Raw genomic sequence first — 15,889 nt, 5'->3', positions numbered from 1 at the left:
CGCTGCACGGAGGGTGCCCGCGGTGGCACGATGCGTGCAGCACGGTACGCACGGTGCGCACGGCGGCCTGCGGCGTATCCGTGACGGACCGTGGCGTTCCGTTGTGATCCACGGCGCGAGGGGATGAGGGGCACACAGACCATGAGCACTGCCGGAACCGGGCGGACGCCCGGAGCCGTACCGGCGGCCCGCGCGGCCGCGTCCGCGACCGCCCACGAGACCGCCCACGAGACCGCCTGCGAGACCGCCTGCGAGACCGCTCACGAAGCCGCCCGCGGGGAGGCCGCGCCCCCCGAACCGGCCGGCGCGTACGACGCCCTCCCGGCGGTCCTGCGCGACACCGAGCCGCCGGAGCTGACCGGCCTGCGCCTGCCCCAGCTGCGCGAGCTGCGCCGCCAGGCGCAGCAGGAGGAGGCGGACCTGAGCTACGTACGGCGGCTGCTCCAGGGCCGCATCGACATCCTCCGCGCCGAGCTGGCCCGCCGCAGCGACGCGGACGTCCCCCTGATCGACCGGCTGGCGGAGATCCTCGCCGACGCGCCCCCGGCCGACGGGGGCCCGGCGCGCTCCGCCCGCCATGTGACGCTGCGCACGCCGCGCAGCGAGGGGTACCGGCGGCTGGCCGAGGAGATGCTCGCCGAGGTCGAGCTGTCCGACCCCGGCGCCCGCACCGACGCCGAGCTGCACGCCGCCATGGCGCGGCTGGGCCAGTACGAGCACCAGATCTCCCGGCGCCGTCGGACGCTGCAGCGGACGGCGAACGAGTGCAGCGCCGAGATCGCGCGCAGGTACCGTGAGGGCGAAGCACACGTGGACGACCTGCTGCCCTGACCCCGGGAAACGGTCGTCCCCCTCCACCCCAGGGAAGGCCGCCCATGTCCGCCAGCACCACCGCGTCCGCGAACACCCCCGCACCCGGCGCGCAGCCCGCCGACCTGCCGGTCCTCGCCGAGGTCGTACGCTCGGGGTTCACCGAGGGCCACCACCGCGGTTCGGTGGTGGTGCTCGGCCCGGACGGCGGCGTGGAGTGGTCGCTGGGCGAGGTGGCCGCGCCGGTCTACCCCCGCTCGTCCAACAAGCCGATGCAGGCGGCGGCCGTGCTGCACGCCGGTCTGGAGCTGTCGGGCGAGCGGCTGGCGCTGGCCGCCGCCAGCCACTCCGGCGAGCCCTTCCACCTGGAGCTGGTGCGCACGATGCTCGCCGAGCACGGGCTGACCGAGGACGACCTGGGCTGCCCGCCCGACCTGCCGCTGGACCGCGAGGAGGCCGAGCGGTTCCTGGCGGCGGGCGCGCGGCGCTCCCGCACCGCCATGAACTGCTCGGGCAAGCACACCGCGATGCTCGCCGCCTGCAAGGTCAACGGCTGGTCGCGCGCCGACTACCTCGACCCCGGCCACCCCCTCCAGGTGCTGGTGCGCGAGCGGATCGAGGCGGCGGCGGGCGAGCCGGTCGCGCACACCGGCACCGACGGCTGCGGCGCGCCGCTGATGGCGATCTCCCTCACCGGTCTGGCCCGCGCCTTCCGCTCCTTCGTGCTGGCCGGGCCGGGCACCCCCGAGCGCCGGGTCGCCGACGCCATGCGCGCCCACCCCGAGTACGTCGCGGGCACCCGGCGCGAGGACACCCGGCTGATGCGCGGGGTGCCGGGCGCGCTGGCGAAGGTGGGCGCCGAGGCGGTCCAGGCGGTGGCCCTGCCCGACGGCCGCGCGCTGGCGATCAAGATCGACGACGGCGGGCTGCGGGCGCTCGGCCCGGTCCTGGCCCGGACGCTGGAGCGGATGGGCGTGGACCTCCCGGAGCCGGCGCGGATCGGCGACTCCCCGCTGCTGGGCGGAGGCCGGCGGGTGGGCGAAATCCGCGCGACGTTCTGAGCCCGGCGGCCCTAACGTCATCCCCCATGAACGCGAACGCCCCCGACATCCGCACCATCACCGAGGACGACTACCCGAGCTGGGTGCGCGCCCTGCGAGCCGGTTTCCTGAAATCCGGCGAGATCACCGCGGAGGAGCTCTCCGCCCGGCGCGGCGGGATCGAGCCGGACCGCACCCAGGGAGCGTTCGAGGACGGCCGCTGCGTCGCCACCTTCCGTACGCTGCCGCAGCGGCTGACCGTCCCCGGCGGGGCGGCGGTGGACTCCCTCGCCGTCACCAACGTCTCCGTCCTGCCCACCCACCGCCGCCGCGGACTGCTGACGCGGATGATGCGCGACGCGCTGGCCGACGGGCGGGAGCGCGGGGACGTCTGCTCCACGCTGGACTCCGCCGAGTACCCGATCTACGGCCGCTACGGCTACGGCCCGGCCACCTGGACGACCGAGTGGACCGTGGACGCCTCCCGCACCGGGCTGGACCCGCACTGGTCGCGCCCGGAGGAGGAGGGCGCCCGGATCGACCTGGTGGAGCCCGCCGAGGCGCGCGTCCTGGGCGCCGCGCTGCACGAGCGGGTGCGCGCGCTGCCCGACCGGCAGGGGATGACCGACCGCACCGAGCGCTGGTGGAAACTGGCCACCGGGGCGGTCGACTGGCCCGGCAGCGGCTTCGTCCGGACCTTCACCGCCGTGTACCGCGACGCCGCCGGCGAGGTGCAGGGGCTGCTGGCGTACACCGCGGACGACCACTGGGAGAACAAGGCGCCGCGCCTGAACGCCCGCGTCCGCGATCTGATCGCCGCCGACGCCGCCGCCGAGCAGGCCCTGTGGCACTTCGTGCTCTCCCTGGACTGGGTCGCCACCGTCCACTCCGGCCGCCGGGCCCCCGACTCCCTCCTGCCCCAGCTGCTGCCGAACCCGCGCGCCGCCCGGGTCGTCTCCCAGGCGGACTTCCTGTGGCTGCGCCCGCTGGACGTCCCCGCGCTGCTCCGGACGCGCGCCTACCCGGTCTCCGGCACGCTGGTGCTGGAGCTGGACGACCCGATGGGCATCGCCGGGGGCCACTTCCTGCTGGACGCCTCCCCCGAGGGCGCGACCTGCGCGCCCACCGCGCGCCCGGCCGACCTCGTGATGGGCGTCGGAGCGCTGAGCTCGATGTACCTGGGCGACGAGTCCGCCTCGCGGCTGCGGGAGCTGGGCCTGCTCGCCGAGGAGCGCCCCGGCGCGGCGGCCCTGGCGGACGTCCTGCTGCGGACGGCCCGCCGTCCCTGGTCGCCGGACGTCTTCTGACGCCCGCCCGGCCCGCCCGGCCCGTGCGGCCCGTGTAGTCCGTGCGGTCCCGTCCCCCCGCCGCCGGGCGTGGGTGACGGCGGCGGGGGGACGGGCGCCTAGGCCGCCGGGAGGACCAGCAGCGTCAGCACCAGCGCGCCGATGCAGCCGTAGGTGGCGTTCCTCTCGCGGTATCCGATGGTCAGCATGATCAGGCCGAAGACGCCGGCCAGCCCGAGGCGGGACTCCACGAGCTGTTCCAGGGCAGCGAGCGCGAGAGCGGAGACGGGCATGGCAGTCCCTCCTTCGGGAGGCTCGTCGGGACGAGTGGCGGCGCGGGAACCTTGTGACCAACTGAGGCTCTGTATCAACAACTTGCCCAAGTTGGTCACCAACTTATTGAAGTTCTTCCCGTTCGAATGCAATTCCAAAACGGTTGACAACCAACTCCCGTTCAATGGCCAGAAGTTGTACGGTCAACTGCGTGAACCACGACAGCCGCGCCACAAACGGAGCGCATTCCTCAGCACGCGACCGTGTGGCCGACGCCCTGCGCGACCGCATCCTCTCCGGCGACCTCCGCCCGGGCTCCCGGCTGCCCACCCAGCACGAACTGGCCGCCGAGTTCGACACCAACCGCACGGCCGTGCGCCAGGCCCTGGACACCCTCAGGCGCGAGGGCCTGCTCACCGGGACCGGCCGCGGCGCCCCGCCGACGGTCGCCGAACGCGCCCGCGGCCACGAGGCCCCGCGCAAGGCCGACATCGAACTGGCCGACCGGCTCTACGAGGCCTTCCGCGCCGAGCACGTCACCGTCGACGTCTTCTCCCTGACCACGGAGACCCTCAACACCGCCCTGGCCCCCTCGACGATCGCCATCAGCAGCGGAGCGCTCTCCCCGCGGTCGATCACGGCCCGGGTTCTGCTGCCCAGCGCCGGGGCCGACCTGGCGCTCCCGCGCCTGGTCTCGGACCCCGAGGGGCGGGACCCGCGCCCCTTGGAGCGGCTGCGCGAACTGACGCACACCTACGCCAGCGCCCTGCGGGGGCACCTGGAGACGCTCAGGGTGCGCGAGCTCGTCCCCGAGGTCTCGGTCGAGTTCCGGACGGTGCCCATCACCCCGACCCACAAGGTGTACCTGCTCAACGGCTCCGAGGCCCTCTTCGGCTACTACCACGTCACGGAGCAGAAGGTCCGCTACAGGGGCGAGACCATGGAGATCCACGACATGCTCGGCATCGCGACCCGCCTCTTCCACCACGCCGCGGGCCCCGATCTGCACGGCGAGCACGGCACCGCCTTCGTCGAGCAGACCCGGCGGTGGTTCGACTCCCTGTGGGAGTCCATCGCCCGGCCCCTCGTCCTGGAGTGACCGCGGCCGCCGGCGGCTCGCCCCGCCGTATGAAATCCGCGCCGCACCGGCGCCGCCGTGCGGCATCCGCCGACCCTCCCTCGAGGGGCCGCTGCTAACCTCGGGCCGTTTCCGCCCTCCAGAACCATCCCGGGACCGCCTTCGATGCCATCTCGCCCCCGGGTCCCCGCCTGGCTGCTCCGGTGGGAACTCGAGCGACACCTGCGCCGCCGCGACGGTGTGACGCTCCAGGGCCACCACAACGAGAACCTCGTCGTGGACCTCTCCCTCCCGCTGGCGCTGGCCGCGGGCGTGAGGAGGGGCGAGCGGGGGAAGTTCCGCACCTCCCTGAGGACGGTCGAGGTCGTCCCGCGCCTGTGGGACGAGGCCGCGGTGGTCGAGGCGGTGCGGGCGTACGTGCCGGAGGTCCCCCGGTGCCTGGCGGTCGCGGGCGACACCGCGCTCTACGCCTACGCCGAGGGCGCCCCGCTCGCGCAGCGCGCCCCCCGCGGCACGCGCGTCGGCGAGCCGGTCCTCTCCCGGATCGCGACGATTTTCGGCCATCTGAGCGAGGTCCCGGTCTCCGCCCTCCCCGAACTGCCCGCCGACTGGCCCGCCGACGGGGACAGCGCCGGCTTCCTGCGCCGCCTCGCGGACTTCGCCGAGGAGCGCGTGCACCGGGCCAACCGGCGGGAGTTCGGGCAGCTCTTCGACGACCTCGGCATCCCGCGCCGCGCCATGGACCGCTTCCTCGCCGACGCGCGGTCGCTGCGGTCCCGGCCGTTCGGGCTGCTCCACACCGACCTCCACCGCGACAACCTGATCGAACTCGGCGACGGCGGCGGCCTCTCCGTCATCGACTGGGAGATCGCCCTCTACGGCGACCCCCTCCACGACCTCGCCACCCACCTGGTGCGGATGGGGTACGTGGAGGAGGAGCGCGAACGCCTCGAGGGGCTGTGGCGCGCGGAGATGAGGCGCCGGGGGCACGGCGACCGGCTCGCCGGGATGGAGGCCGACCTCGGCCTCTACGTCGACTTCGAGATCGGCCAGTCCGTCTACCCCGACGCCCTCCGGGCCGCCCTGGCCCTGCCGCCGGACGCGGACGACACCGCGTACGCGCGCGCCGCCGCGCGCGTCCACCGGGCCCTGCGGCGGGCCCGCGCCCCGCTGCGGATCGCCGCCCTCCCCTCCGAGGACGCCGTCGGGGAGGCCCTGCGCGCCTGGCACGCCGGCCGCGGGCGCACGGCTCCGGGGCGCACGGATCCCGGCCGGGCGCGGGACGAGGAGGTGTTGAACAACCGCGCGCTCCCCGTGGATAGTCGGGTGATGACCCCACTGCCGACGGACGTGCCGCTGTGACCGGCATATCCGGTCTCGTCAGAGCCGCGGAGTGCGTCCTGCTCGACTTCGACGGCCCCGTCTGCCGGCTGTTCGCCGGCCACCCCTCGGCAGTCATCGCCGAGAAGCTGCGGACGCTGATCGGGGAGCTCGGCGAGGACGCGCTGCTGACCCCCGAACTCCGCGGGACGGGCGACACCCACGCCATCCTGCGCGCCGTGGCGGCGCACCGGCCCGACGGCGAACTGGCCGCCCGCGTCGAGGAGCTGATGACCCGCGAGGAGGTCCGCGCGGTCCGCTCCGCCCGCCCGACCCCGTACGCCGACCCCCTGATCTGGACGCTGGTGGCCACGGGCCGCCGGGTCGCGGTGGCCACCAACAACTCGCCCGGCGCGGTGGAGCGCTACCTGGCCGACCGCCGTCTCGCCCCCTACTTCGACGGCCGCGTCCACGGCCGCACCCCGGACCTGCGGCTGCTCAAACCCCATCCGCACTGCCTGCTCCAGGCGCTGCGCTCGACCGGGACCGCCGCCCGGGACGCCCTGATGATCGGCGACACCCCGGGCGACCTGCACGCCGCGCGCGCGGCCGAGGTCCCCTTCCTCGGCTTCGCGCGCAACGAGCGCAAGGCCGGGCTGCTGCGCGCCGCGGGGGCCGAGCACGTCGTGACGTCCCTGCAGGACGTCCTGGCCGCGGTGAGCGCGGCCACGCGCGGCTGAGCCGAGCCGAGCCGAGCCGCGCGGCGGGCGGGCGGTGCGCCGGCCGCCCGCCGACCGCGCGGGACCGGCCGTCCCGGCGCGCCGTCAGCGGTGCGGCGGGACGGCCGCCGCCGCCTCTGCCGCCTCCTTCGCCTTCACCTCCGCCTCCGGCAGGACGCGCCGCAGCGGGCGCGGGAGCCACCAGGCGCGGCGGCCCAGGAGCTGCATGACCGCCGGGACGATCAGGCAGCGGATGACCACCGCGTCCAGCGCGATGGCGACCGCCAGCCCCAGGCCGAACTGCTGGAGCATCCGGTCCGGGCTGAGGACGAACGCGGCGAAGACCACGATCATGATGGCCGCCGCGGCGGTGATGACCCGGCCCGTGTGGGCCAGGCCCTCGCGGACGGCGAGGCCCGGGTCGCCGGTGGCCCGCCACTCCTCGTGGATGCGGGAGAGCAGGAAGACCTCGTAGTCCATCGACAGGCCGAAGACGATGGCGAAGACCATCACCGGGATGAACGCCTCGACCGGCCCGGGCTCGACGCCCAGCAGGCCGTGCTGGAAGACCAGCGTGACCACGCCCAGCGAGGCGCCGATGCTCAGCAGGTTCAGCACGGCCGCCTTCAGCGGGATCGTCAGCGAGCGGAAGACCACCGTCAGCAGCAGCGCCGACAGACCCACCACCAGGGCGGCGAACAGCGGCATGCGGGCCTGGACGGTGGCCGCGAAGTCCTCCGTGGCCGCCGTCGGGCCGCCGACCAGGAAGCGGGCGCCGGTCTCCTCCTCCAGCGGCGGCAGGACGCCGTCGCGCAGGGAGGCGACCAGCTCCGAGGTCTCCTCGTCCTGCGGCGCCGACTCCGGGAAGGCGACCACCGTGGCCGCCGTCGGGTCCCCGGCCGGGACGGGCGGCGTCACCGCCGCGATGCCCGGGGTGCCGGCGAGGGTGCGGCGCAGCTCGCCCGCCGCGGCCTCCACCGGCCGCCCGCCGCCGTCGGCGACGACCACCAGCGGGCCGTTGACGCCGGGACCGAAGCCGTCGGCCAGCAGGTCGTACGCGGCGCGGCTGGTCGAGGACTCCGGGCCGTTGCCCGCGTCGGCGAAGCCCAGCCGCAGGTCCGCGGCGGGCGCGGCCAGCGCGCCCAGCGCCGCCGCCGACACCAGCAGCGCGGCCCACGGCCTCCGCTGCACCGCCCGCGCCCAGCGGCGCCAGCCGGCGCCCTCCTCGCGGGTGCGGCCCTTCGCCGCCCGCCGGTCCCGCCGCCGCTCGACCCCCCGCCGGATGCGGCCTCCGAAGACGCCCAGCAGCGCGGGCAGCAGGGTCAGCGAGGCCAGCATCGTCACCAGCACGGTCAGGGCGACGGCCAGGGCCACGCCCCGCAGCGAGCCCAGCCCGAGCACCACCAGCCCCAGCAGCGCGATGATCACCGTGCAGCCCGCGAAGAAGACGGTGCGGCCCGCCGCGTCCAGCGCGGTGCGGGTGGCGCCCTCGTCGTCGGCGCCGCGCAGGAGCTCGGCGCGGTAGCGGGAGAAGACCAGCAGCGCGTAGTCGATGCCGACGCCCAGCCCGACCAGCATCATCACCGGCGGGGTGAAGTCGGCGACCGGGGCCAGGTGCGAGGCCGCCGCGATCAGCCCGAGCGCGCCGCCCACCGCGAACAGCGCGGTGACCACCGGCAGGGCCGCCGCGACCGGCGAGCCGAAGAGGAGGACCAGGATCACCAGCGCGCCGAGGAGGCCCGCGCCCTCGGCCGCGCCGCCCCCGCCCTCCTCGGTGGCGCGTACGGCGTCGCCGCCCAGCTCCACCCGCAGCCCGCCGCCCTCGGCCTCGTTCGCGGTCTCCACGATCCGCTCGGTGGCCTCGGCGGGGACGTTCTCCGCCCGCTCGTCGAGGGTGACGACGGCGTACGCGACCGTGCCGTCCCGGGAGACCATCGAGCCGCCGGAGCCGTCGCGGTACGGGCTGACCACCCCGGTGACGTGCGGCAGTCCGGAGACCTCGGCCAGCATCGCGCCGACGCGCTCCTCGTTCTCCGCCGACCGGATCCCGTCCCCGCCCGCGCTGTGGAGGACGATCCGGATCTCGGCGCCCGCCCGCGCGGAGCCGTGCCGCTCCAGCAGCTCGGCGGCCTGCTGCGACTCGGTGCCGGGCAGGGAGAAGTCGTTGCGGTAGTCCTCCCCGACGGCCCCGGCCAGCGCCTGCACGCCGACCAGCAGGGCCGCCCACAGGGCCAGCGCCCGCCACCGGCGGCGGTGGGCGGACGCCGCGATCCGCTCGAAGACGCTCGCACGGCCCGCACGGCCCGCCGGGGCCCGCGTGCCGGCGCGCCCGGTCGCCGTCATCGGGGGCCTCCCCGCTCGCGTCCGGCCGCCCGGCCGACGAGGTACGGGCCGGCGACGGCCCCGGCCGCCGCCAGGTAGAGGGGCATGAGCTTGAGCGCGAGGGGCATCGACGCGCCGAGGACGGCCTCGGCGGTGAAGCCGATCGCCACGGCGACCAGTTCGCCGAGGAGGAAGCCGCAGACGATGCCGGCGAGTGCGGCGAGTACGTGTTTCACGGTCGGTTCGCTTTCTCGGATCGGGGGTTCGGGGCCCTACAGGTAGGAGGGACCGGTGACCCGGCCCCGGAAGGTCCGCCACAGCCACGCCTGGGCGGCCACCAGCAGCGGTGTCACCGCCAGCAGCGCCGGGACCAGCAGCCCGAGCGCCGGGCCGGACGCCGCCGAGCCGGCCAGCGGCAGCCGTACGCCCGCGGCGAGCGGCAGCGCGGCCATGGCCAGGGCGGTCAGGGCGAAGGTCCGCCGCTCGCCCGCGCCGCCCGCGGGCAGCCGGGCGCGCCGGTGGGGGCGGCCGGTCAGCCGCAGCGCGGCGAAGGCCAGCCCGTGGAGGGCGAAGAGCGCGGCCACGCCCAGCGAGGTGAGGACGGCGGCCGGGCCCGTGGCCGGTGCGGTGGGGTCGCCCGCGAGCAGCCCGGCCAGCAGCCACCCCCAGGCCAGGGCCGCCGTCCAGCTCCCGGCCACGACCATGCCGTCGCAGGCCGCGCGCCAGGCGCGCCACGGGGCGCGGCCGCGCCACCACAGGCCCGCGTCGCGCACGACCCAGCCGGTGATCAGCGGGACGAGGACGGCGAACTGGCCGCTGAACAACTCCCCCTCCAGCGCCGGGAAGCAGCCGATGAACACCCCGGCGGCGGCGATCAGCCACACCTCGTTGCCCAGGAAGAACGGTGCGATGGCGGCCAGGACGAGCCGCCGCTCGTCCGTGTCGCGCCCCAGGTGGGGCAGGAGCATGCCGACGCCGAGGTCGGCTCCGCCGAGCACGAGGTAGCCGGCGGTGAAGAGGCCCAGCAGGGCGGCGGCGAGGGTTTCCACGGCGGTCTCCCGTTCAGTAGGTGGGCACGGGACCGCGGTCGGGGCCGCTGTCGGGGCCAGGGGCGGGACCGCTGTCGGGGTCAGGGGCGGGACCGCTGTCGGGGTCAGGGGCGCCCTCCGCGGGCGGCGCGCCTCCCGGGGCCCGCTCGTCCCGCTCGTCCCGCTCCAGGGCTCCGAGGGCGACGGCGCCGGGGCCGCGGCGGGCGGTGCGCAGCAGCAGCCACCAGTTGACGGCCAGCAGCAGCGCGAAGAGCGTGGCGAAGACGGCCAGCGAGGTCCGCATCGCCCCGGCCGACACGTCCGAGAGGGCGTCCTCGGTGCGCAGCAGCCCGTAGACGACCCACGGCTGCCGCCCCGTCTCCCGGAAGACCCAGCCCGCCGTCATCGCGACGTACGGCAGCGGCACCATCGCCATCAGCAGCACGTGCCAGGACCGGAAGCGGTGCACGGCCCGGCGGAAGCAGGCCAGCAGCGCCGATCCGGCGGAGGCGTACAGCATCAGCGCGAACGCCCCGAGCATCAGCAGCGCGGCGCCGCGCACCAGCCCCTGGGAGGGGACGTGGTCGCCGGGGCCGAAGCGCTCCGTCAGCTCGGCCTGGAGCCGCGCGACCTCGGCCGCCCTCGCCTGCCACACCGCGCTCTTCATCGGCTGGTACGCGGCGATCGCGGCGAACTGGAGGCCGCCGAGGGCCGCCGTCCACAGCAGCGCGGGCGGCGCGAGGAAGACCCCGATCCGCAGCGACTTGCGGAACAGCTCGGCGTCGGCCCCGGACAGGGCGGACGTGCCGCGCCGGCGGAGGTGGTACGCGCTGACCCCGGCGACGAAGAACGCCGCCGTCAGCAGCGCACCGCCCACGACGTGCCCGAAGGCCAGCAGCGCGCTGGGGTTGGCCAGGACGGCGGAGGCGTCGGTCAGTTCGATGCCGTGGCGCTCGCCGTGCGCCGTGCGGACGTACCCCACGGGGTGGTTGAGGAAGCCGTTGGTGACCAGGATCCAGTACGCCGACAGGTACGCGGTGGCGGTGACCACCCACAGCAGGGCGCAGTGCAGCCGGGGGCCGAAGCGGTGCCAGCCGAAGATCCACAGGCCCAGGAAGGTGGACTCCACGAAGAACGCGACGATCGTCTCCATCGCCAGCGAGGCGCCGAAGACGTCGCCCGCGTAGTGCCCGAGCCCGCTCCAGGCCAGCCCGAACTGGAACTCCATGACGATGCCGGTGACGATCCCGACCGCGTAGTTGACGACGTAGAGCTGTCCCCAGAAGCGCACCATGCGCTCGCGCACGGCCGCGTCCCGCCCGCCGCTCCTCCGCCGCAGCACCGCCCACGTCTGGACGGCGGTCACCACGCTGGCCAGCCCCAGCGTCAGCGACACGAACAGGAAGTGCGCCGCGGCGGTGAGGGCGAACTGCCACCGCGCGAGGTCGAGTGCTCCGGATCCGTCCACGCCACCACCGTCGGCGGACGGTGTGCCCCCGCGCGTCGGCCTGTGGCGGGCACCCGCGGTACCACGCGGGTCGCGGCCGGGCCCGTGGACGTACCACCCGGGTTGCGTCCGGGCCCGCGCGCCCCTTAGGGGACCCGTGCCCCCGCACCCCCGCGCCGGCCCCCGCCGGCCGCGCCTACGCCAGCCAGCCCGGCGTGATCATCCCCGACTCGTACGCCAGGACCACCAGCTGCGCCCGGTCGCGTACGCCGAGCTTGGTCATGATCCGGCTGACGTGCGTCTTGGCGGTGGCCGGGCTGAGCACCAGCCGCCGGGCGATCTCGTCGTTGGACAGGCCCGCGCCCACCAGGGCCATGACCTCCCGCTCCCGCTCGGTGAGCGCGCCCAGCCGGGGCGAGGGGTCGGGCTGCCGCACCCGCCCGGCGAACTCCGCGATCAGCCGCCGGGTCACCGCCGGGGCGATCAGCGCGTCGCCGCGCGCCACGACGCGCACCGCGTGCAGCAGCTCCATCGGCTCGGTGTCCTTGAGCAGGAAGCCGGAGGCGCCCGCGCGCAGCGCCCCGTACACGTAGTCGTCCACGTCGAAGGTGGTCAGGATGACCACCCGGGTGCCCGAGAGCCGCTCGTCGGAGGCGATGCGCCGGGTGGCCTCCAGCCCGTCCAGCTCCGGCATCCGGATGTCCATCAGCACCACCTCGGGCCGCAGCTCGCGCGTCAGCTCGACGGCGCGCAGCCCGTCCCCGGCCTCGCCGACGACCTCGATGTCGTCCTCGTCGCCGAGGATCGAGCGGAAGCCCGCCCGCACCAGGGTCTGGTCGTCGGCGAGGATGACGCGCACCCGCCGCCCGTCGTGGTCTCCGGCTCCGGCCATGGCACGAGCCTATGCCGCCCGGCCGCCCTCCCGCCGGGTGTGAAGGCGCTGTGGATCCGGTCACACGGCCGCACGGGATCCGGTACGGTCGTGGCCCGCCGGACCAGGACCCCACCGGACCGGGACCCCACCGGACCGGGACGGCGTCCCCCCGCCGGACGGCGCACGAACGCACAAGGACCGACACCCACCGCCCGGACCCGTCCCACCCGCCCGAGCCGGGCCTCCGTCCGCTCCTCCGCGCGATCCGCGCGATCCGCGCCACGGTCCGGCCCCCGCCCACCGGGCACGGGGTAGTGTTCGAGACAGATCGTCGGCACGTGCCACCATGACGGAACCCCGGCTTCGTCCGGCACCGCACAGGAGGGGAGGGGCCATGACCGAGGCGAGTCGCGACGCCGGGCGTGCCGGTCACGTCGGTCACGTCGACTACGCAGCCCTGTTCGCCGCCATCCCCACCCCCCTCGCGGTCCTGAACACCGACTTCGTCTACGTGGACGCCAACCGGGCCTACCTGGAGATCACCGGCCGCACCCGGGACGAGCTGGTCGGGCACCATCTGTTCGACGTCTTCCCCGCCAATCCGGACGATCCGGACGCCGACGGGCCCAGGAACCTGCGGGCCTCGTTCCGGCGCGTACTGGAGACCGGCAAACCGGACACCATGATCCTCCAGCGGTACGACATCCCCCGCCCGGGCACCCGGGACGTGTACGAGGAGCGGTACTGGAGCCCGGTCAACACCCCCGTCCTCGGCGAGGACGGCTCCGTCGCGCTGATCATCAACCGCGTCGAGGACGCCACGGCGTACGTGCGCGACAGCCTCGCCCACCCCTCCGGCCTGACCGGCGCGGGCGCCAGCCTCTGGGCGGCCGGCGGGAAGATCGCCGAGTCCGAGCTGTACGCCCGCGCGCGGGAGCTGTACGAGCACAACGAGCGGCTGCGGCAGGCCCACGCCCGCGAGCACGAGGTGGCCCTCACCCTCCAGCGGGCCATGCTCCCCACCCACATGCCGCTGGAGCGCCGCAACGCGGCCGTGCGCTACCGGCCCGCCCAGGGCTCGCTCAACGTGTGCGGCGACTGGTACGACATGATCAACCTCAGCGAGGACCGCTTCGCCGTCGCCGTGGGCGACGTCGTCGGCCGGGGCCTGGAGGCCGCCAGCGTGATGGGGCAGCTCCGCAGCGCCCTCAGCGCGGCCATGCGGGTCGCCGACGGCCCCGCGCAGGCGCTGTACGGCCTCGACCTGTACGCGCGCTCCCTCGACGGCGCGCTGGCCACCACGGCCGTCAAGATCGACATCGACACCCATACGCACACGCTCACCTACAGCAGCGCCGGCCACCTGCCCCCGATGCTGTGCCACCCCGACAAGCAGACCGAGTTGCTGGACCAGGCCACCGACGTGCCCCTGGCCGCCCGGAGCAGGCCCTCCCACCGGCCGCAGGCGATCACCGCCTACGCGCCCGGCTCGGTCCTCATCCTCTACACCGACGGGCTCGTCGAGCGCCGCGAGGAGTCCATCGACATCGGGCTGAAGCGGCTGTCGGAGAGCCTGGCCCGGCACAGCGACCTGGGCCCGGAGGAGATCGCCGACAACCTCCTGGAGGACCTGGGCATGAACCAGGGCACCGCCGACGACGCCGCCCTGGTGGTCATCAAGCTCTGAGCGCAGGGGCGGCGGCAGAAGTCAGGGGCAGGGGCAGCGAGCGACAGGGGCGGCGGTACGCCGGCCGTCACCGCCCGCCGTCACCGAGCGGCAGCCGGGCCTCCACCCGGAAGCCCAGGATCCGTTCCGTCCCGCCCTCCTCGCGCACGTTCCCCGCGGTCAGCTCGCCGCCCAGCGCGCGGGCCCGCTCCGCCATCCCCGCGATACCGCTGCCCGTGGTGCCGCCCGCGTCCCGGTCTCCGTCCCGGCCCGCGTCCCCGCTCCCGCCGCCCGCCGCCTCCGGCGCCCCCCGCCCGTCGTCCTCGACCCGCACCCGGACGCCGTCCTCCGCGTACCGGACCGTGACGACCGCCCGCCGCGCCCCCGAGTGCCGGACCGCGTTCGTCAGGGACTCCTGCACGATCCGGTACGCGGCCAGCCCCACCTGCGGCGGTACCGGCCGCCCCCGCGGCCCCTCGGTGACCAGGCTCGCGTCCAGCCCGGCCGCGCGCGCCCGCTCCACCAGCGCGCCCACGTCCTCCAGTCCGGCCGCGGGCGCGGTCGGCGCCGCCTCCTCGTCCGCCTGCCGCAGCACCCCGAGCGTGGCGCGCAGTTCGCGCAGGGCGTCGCGGCTGCTGCCGCGCACCGCCTCCAGCGCGGCCACCAGCTCCTCCGTCCGCCCGGGCCGCCTGGCGTGCCGGTGCAGCGCGGCGCCGGACTGCACGTTGATCAGCGACAGGCTGTGGCCGATCACGTCGTGCAGCTCGCGGGCGATCCGCAGCCGCTCCTCCACCGCGGACTGCCGGGCCCGCACCTCCTTCTCGCGCTCGGCCGCCACCGCCCGCCGCTCGACCTCCCGCAGGTACGCCAGCCGGTTGCGCTGGGCGTGCCCGGCCGCGATCACCCCGAACAGCCAGCCGGTGAGCAGCACCATCGCGGCGTCGTCCACATGGCGCCCCTCGCCCGGCCGGGGCGCCAGTTCGCCGTAGCCGATGGCCAGCATGGTCAGCACCGCCAGCGTCACGGCCGCCGTCAGACGCCCCTCGGCGGCGACCGTGTAGAGCGCGACGGCGTAGGCGATCATCAGCAGCGGGCTGTCGTACGGATTGGCCGGGTAGTACACCCCCGCGCACAGCAGGACGGCCAGCGCCACCGGCACCGGCCACCGCCGCCGCCAGTACAGGGCCCCGCAGCCGACCGCGATCAGCGCCCAGTCCAGGGCCATCTTCGGCCAGGGCTGGTGGATCTCGGTCATCCGGTACGCGTTGAACCCGGCCAGCGCCAGCGCGACGGCGGCCACCGGCAGGAGGACGGGGCGGCGGGTCGCGGTCGTCACGATCGGCGGCATGGGACGAAGCGTACGTAAGGGTGCGCGCGCAAGTGCCCGTGAGCGCGCGGGAGGGGACGCCGCGCAGGTCCGCCGGGCGTCCGGGGGGCGTCCGCCGGGCGTCCGGTTCCCGGGCCGGCGCCGGGACCGGCGGAGCGCGGCGGCACCTGCCGGGAAACCGGGCATACGTAGGGTGAGAGCGATCAGCCGCGAGACGGCGAGACAGTACGACGAGGAGGCACCCGATGTCCGACGCCCCGCAGCCCGAGAGCGCCGAGCCCGCCCACGACCCGGAGGTGCTCCAGCTCGCGGCCAAGGTCTTCGACCTCGCCCGCGAGGGTGACACGGACACCCTCGCGGCGTACGTGGACGCGGGCGTACCCGCCAACCTGACCAACGACAAGGGCGACTCGATCCTGATGCTCGCCGCCTACTACGGCCGCACCCCCGCCGTACGGGCCCTCATCGAGCGCGGCGCCGACCCCAACCGGATCAACGACCGCGGTCAGACCCCCCTCGGGGGCGCGGTGTTCAAGGACCAGGAGGAGATGGTGCGGCTGCTCCTGGAGGCCGGCGCCGATCCGGCCGCCGGCAACCCGTCCGCCATCGACACCGCGCGGATGTTCGGCCGCCACGAGCTGCTGAAGCTGCTCGGCGCGGAGTGAGCCCGGGGCGCGGGACGGCCGGCCGGGGAGCGCC

15 protein-coding genes are annotated in these 15,889 nt (G+C 75.6%); 8 read left to right on the top strand and 7 right to left on the bottom strand.

The features are described from left to right. Nucleotides 1–141 precede the first annotated feature (141 nt). Genes QC029_RS12035 through QC029_RS12025 form a run of 3 tightly spaced genes read left to right on the top strand, consistent with a single transcriptional unit; the run spans nucleotide 142 to nucleotide 3,157 of the window. Nucleotides 142–831 (top strand): ABC transporter substrate-binding protein, encoded by a 690-nt coding sequence (locus QC029_RS12035; RefSeq protein ID WP_279555584.1) that lies wholly within the window; start codon nucleotides 142–144, stop codon nucleotides 829–831. 44 nt (nucleotides 832–875) lie between these two features. Then, a complete protein-coding gene (locus QC029_RS12030) occupies nucleotides 876–1,871 on the top strand; it encodes an asparaginase (RefSeq protein WP_279555583.1) in 996 nt (331 codons plus the stop codon). Between the two features lie 26 nt (nucleotides 1,872–1,897). Continuing rightward, nucleotides 1,898–3,157 carry a GNAT family N-acetyltransferase gene (locus tag QC029_RS12025; protein ID WP_279555581.1) on the top strand — a complete coding sequence of 420 codons (1,260 nt, stop codon included), beginning with the start codon at nucleotides 1,898–1,900 and terminating at the stop codon, nucleotides 3,155–3,157. Nucleotides 3,158–3,255: 98 nt separating this feature from the next. Here the strand turns inward: QC029_RS12025 and QC029_RS12020 are convergent, their stop codons facing one another. Continuing rightward, the gene (locus QC029_RS12020) at nucleotides 3,256–3,429 is read right to left on the bottom strand and encodes a hypothetical protein (RefSeq protein ID WP_279555580.1); all 174 of its coding nucleotides are present in this window, start codon (nucleotides 3,427–3,429) and stop codon (nucleotides 3,256–3,258) included. 245 nt (nucleotides 3,430–3,674) lie between these two features. Here QC029_RS12020 and QC029_RS12015 point away from each other — a divergent pair, with 245 nt between their 5' ends. From QC029_RS12015 to QC029_RS12005, 3 genes are all read left to right on the top strand, one after another. After that, complete coding sequence (locus QC029_RS12015) at nucleotides 3,675–4,508, top strand: winged helix-turn-helix domain-containing protein (protein ID WP_279555579.1); 834 nt, start codon at nucleotides 3,675–3,677, stop codon at nucleotides 4,506–4,508. A gap of 144 nt (nucleotides 4,509–4,652) precedes the next feature. Then, the gene (locus tag QC029_RS12010) at nucleotides 4,653–5,849 is read left to right on the top strand and encodes a phosphotransferase family protein (RefSeq protein WP_279555578.1); all 1,197 of its coding nucleotides are present in this window, start codon (nucleotides 4,653–4,655) and stop codon (nucleotides 5,847–5,849) included. Next, nucleotides 5,846–6,547, top strand: coding sequence for an HAD hydrolase-like protein (locus tag QC029_RS12005; RefSeq protein ID WP_279555577.1), 702 nt, complete (start codon nucleotides 5,846–5,848; stop codon nucleotides 6,545–6,547). Before QC029_RS12010 ends, QC029_RS12005 begins: the two co-directional genes overlap by 4 nt. 84 nt (nucleotides 6,548–6,631) lie before the next feature. Here QC029_RS12005 and QC029_RS12000 read toward each other — a convergent pair whose 3' ends face one another. The 5 genes from QC029_RS12000 to QC029_RS11980 form a co-directional block, all read right to left on the bottom strand. Next, nucleotides 6,632–8,869 (bottom strand): MMPL family transporter, encoded by a 2,238-nt coding sequence (locus QC029_RS12000; protein ID WP_279555576.1) that lies wholly within the window; start codon nucleotides 8,867–8,869, stop codon nucleotides 6,632–6,634. Then, nucleotides 8,866–9,084, bottom strand: a complete 219-nt coding sequence (locus QC029_RS11995) for a DUF5957 family protein (RefSeq protein WP_279555575.1) — start codon at nucleotides 9,082–9,084, stop codon at nucleotides 8,866–8,868. Before QC029_RS11995 ends, QC029_RS12000 begins: the two co-directional genes overlap by 4 nt. 36 nt (nucleotides 9,085–9,120) lie before the next feature. Then, nucleotides 9,121–9,897, bottom strand: a complete 777-nt coding sequence (locus tag QC029_RS11990; RefSeq protein ID WP_279555574.1) for a cytochrome d ubiquinol oxidase subunit II — start codon at nucleotides 9,895–9,897, stop codon at nucleotides 9,121–9,123. Between the two features lie 13 nt (nucleotides 9,898–9,910). Then, the gene (locus tag QC029_RS11985) at nucleotides 9,911–11,344 is read right to left on the bottom strand and encodes a cytochrome ubiquinol oxidase subunit I (RefSeq protein ID WP_279555573.1); all 1,434 of its coding nucleotides are present in this window, start codon (nucleotides 11,342–11,344) and stop codon (nucleotides 9,911–9,913) included. Nucleotides 11,345–11,519: 175 nt separating this feature from the next. Further along, on the bottom strand, nucleotides 11,520–12,215 hold the full coding sequence (locus QC029_RS11980; protein ID WP_279555572.1) for a response regulator transcription factor: 696 nt from the start codon (nucleotides 12,213–12,215) through the stop codon (nucleotides 11,520–11,522). Between the two features lie 376 nt (nucleotides 12,216–12,591). On the opposite strand from QC029_RS11980, the gene QC029_RS11975 reads away from it, so the two are divergent. After that, the gene (locus QC029_RS11975; protein ID WP_279555571.1) at nucleotides 12,592–13,884 is read left to right on the top strand and encodes a PP2C family protein-serine/threonine phosphatase; all 1,293 of its coding nucleotides are present in this window, start codon (nucleotides 12,592–12,594) and stop codon (nucleotides 13,882–13,884) included. A gap of 67 nt (nucleotides 13,885–13,951) precedes the next feature. Here QC029_RS11975 and QC029_RS11970 read toward each other — a convergent pair whose 3' ends face one another. Then, a complete protein-coding gene (locus tag QC029_RS11970; protein ID WP_279555570.1) occupies nucleotides 13,952–15,211 on the bottom strand; it encodes a sensor histidine kinase in 1,260 nt (419 codons plus the stop codon). Between the two features lie 224 nt (nucleotides 15,212–15,435). Between QC029_RS11970 and QC029_RS11965 the strand changes: the two genes are divergently transcribed. Then, the gene (locus QC029_RS11965; RefSeq protein WP_279555568.1) at nucleotides 15,436–15,855 is read left to right on the top strand and encodes an ankyrin repeat domain-containing protein; all 420 of its coding nucleotides are present in this window, start codon (nucleotides 15,436–15,438) and stop codon (nucleotides 15,853–15,855) included. The last annotated feature ends 34 nt before the right edge of the window (nucleotides 15,856–15,889 follow it).

It is taken from the genome of Streptomyces sp. DH37, from assembly GCF_029813835.1.
In the GTDB taxonomy this organism is placed as follows: domain Bacteria; phylum Actinomycetota; class Actinomycetes; order Streptomycetales; family Streptomycetaceae; genus Streptomyces.
This window is presented reverse-complemented; position numbering and strand designations above follow the sequence as displayed.

Bases quoted from the DNA above. Each gene is read 5' to 3' on its own strand.
- QC029_RS12035 (WP_279555584.1), top strand. From the start codon at position 142: ATGAGCACTGCCGGAACCGGGCGGACGCCCGGAGCCGTACCGGCGGCC.
- QC029_RS12030 (WP_279555583.1), top strand. From the start codon at position 876: ATGTCCGCCAGCACCACCGCGTCCGCGAACACCCCCGCACCCGGCGCG.
- QC029_RS12025 (WP_279555581.1), top strand. From the start codon at position 1,898: ATGAACGCGAACGCCCCCGACATCCGCACCATCACCGAGGACGACTAC.
- QC029_RS12020 (WP_279555580.1), bottom strand. From the start codon at position 3,429: ATGCCCGTCTCCGCTCTCGCGCTCGCTGCCCTGGAACAGCTCGTGGAG.
- QC029_RS12010 (WP_279555578.1), top strand. From the start codon at position 4,653: ATGCCATCTCGCCCCCGGGTCCCCGCCTGGCTGCTCCGGTGGGAACTC.
- QC029_RS12000 (WP_279555576.1), bottom strand. From the start codon at position 8,869: ATGACGGCGACCGGGCGCGCCGGCACGCGGGCCCCGGCGGGCCGTGCG.
- QC029_RS11980 (WP_279555572.1), bottom strand. From the start codon at position 12,215: ATGGCCGGAGCCGGAGACCACGACGGGCGGCGGGTGCGCGTCATCCTC.
- QC029_RS11975 (WP_279555571.1), top strand. From the start codon at position 12,592: ATGACCGAGGCGAGTCGCGACGCCGGGCGTGCCGGTCACGTCGGTCAC.
- QC029_RS11970 (WP_279555570.1), bottom strand. From the start codon at position 15,211: ATGCCGCCGATCGTGACGACCGCGACCCGCCGCCCCGTCCTCCTGCCG.
- QC029_RS11965 (WP_279555568.1), top strand. From the start codon at position 15,436: ATGTCCGACGCCCCGCAGCCCGAGAGCGCCGAGCCCGCCCACGACCCG.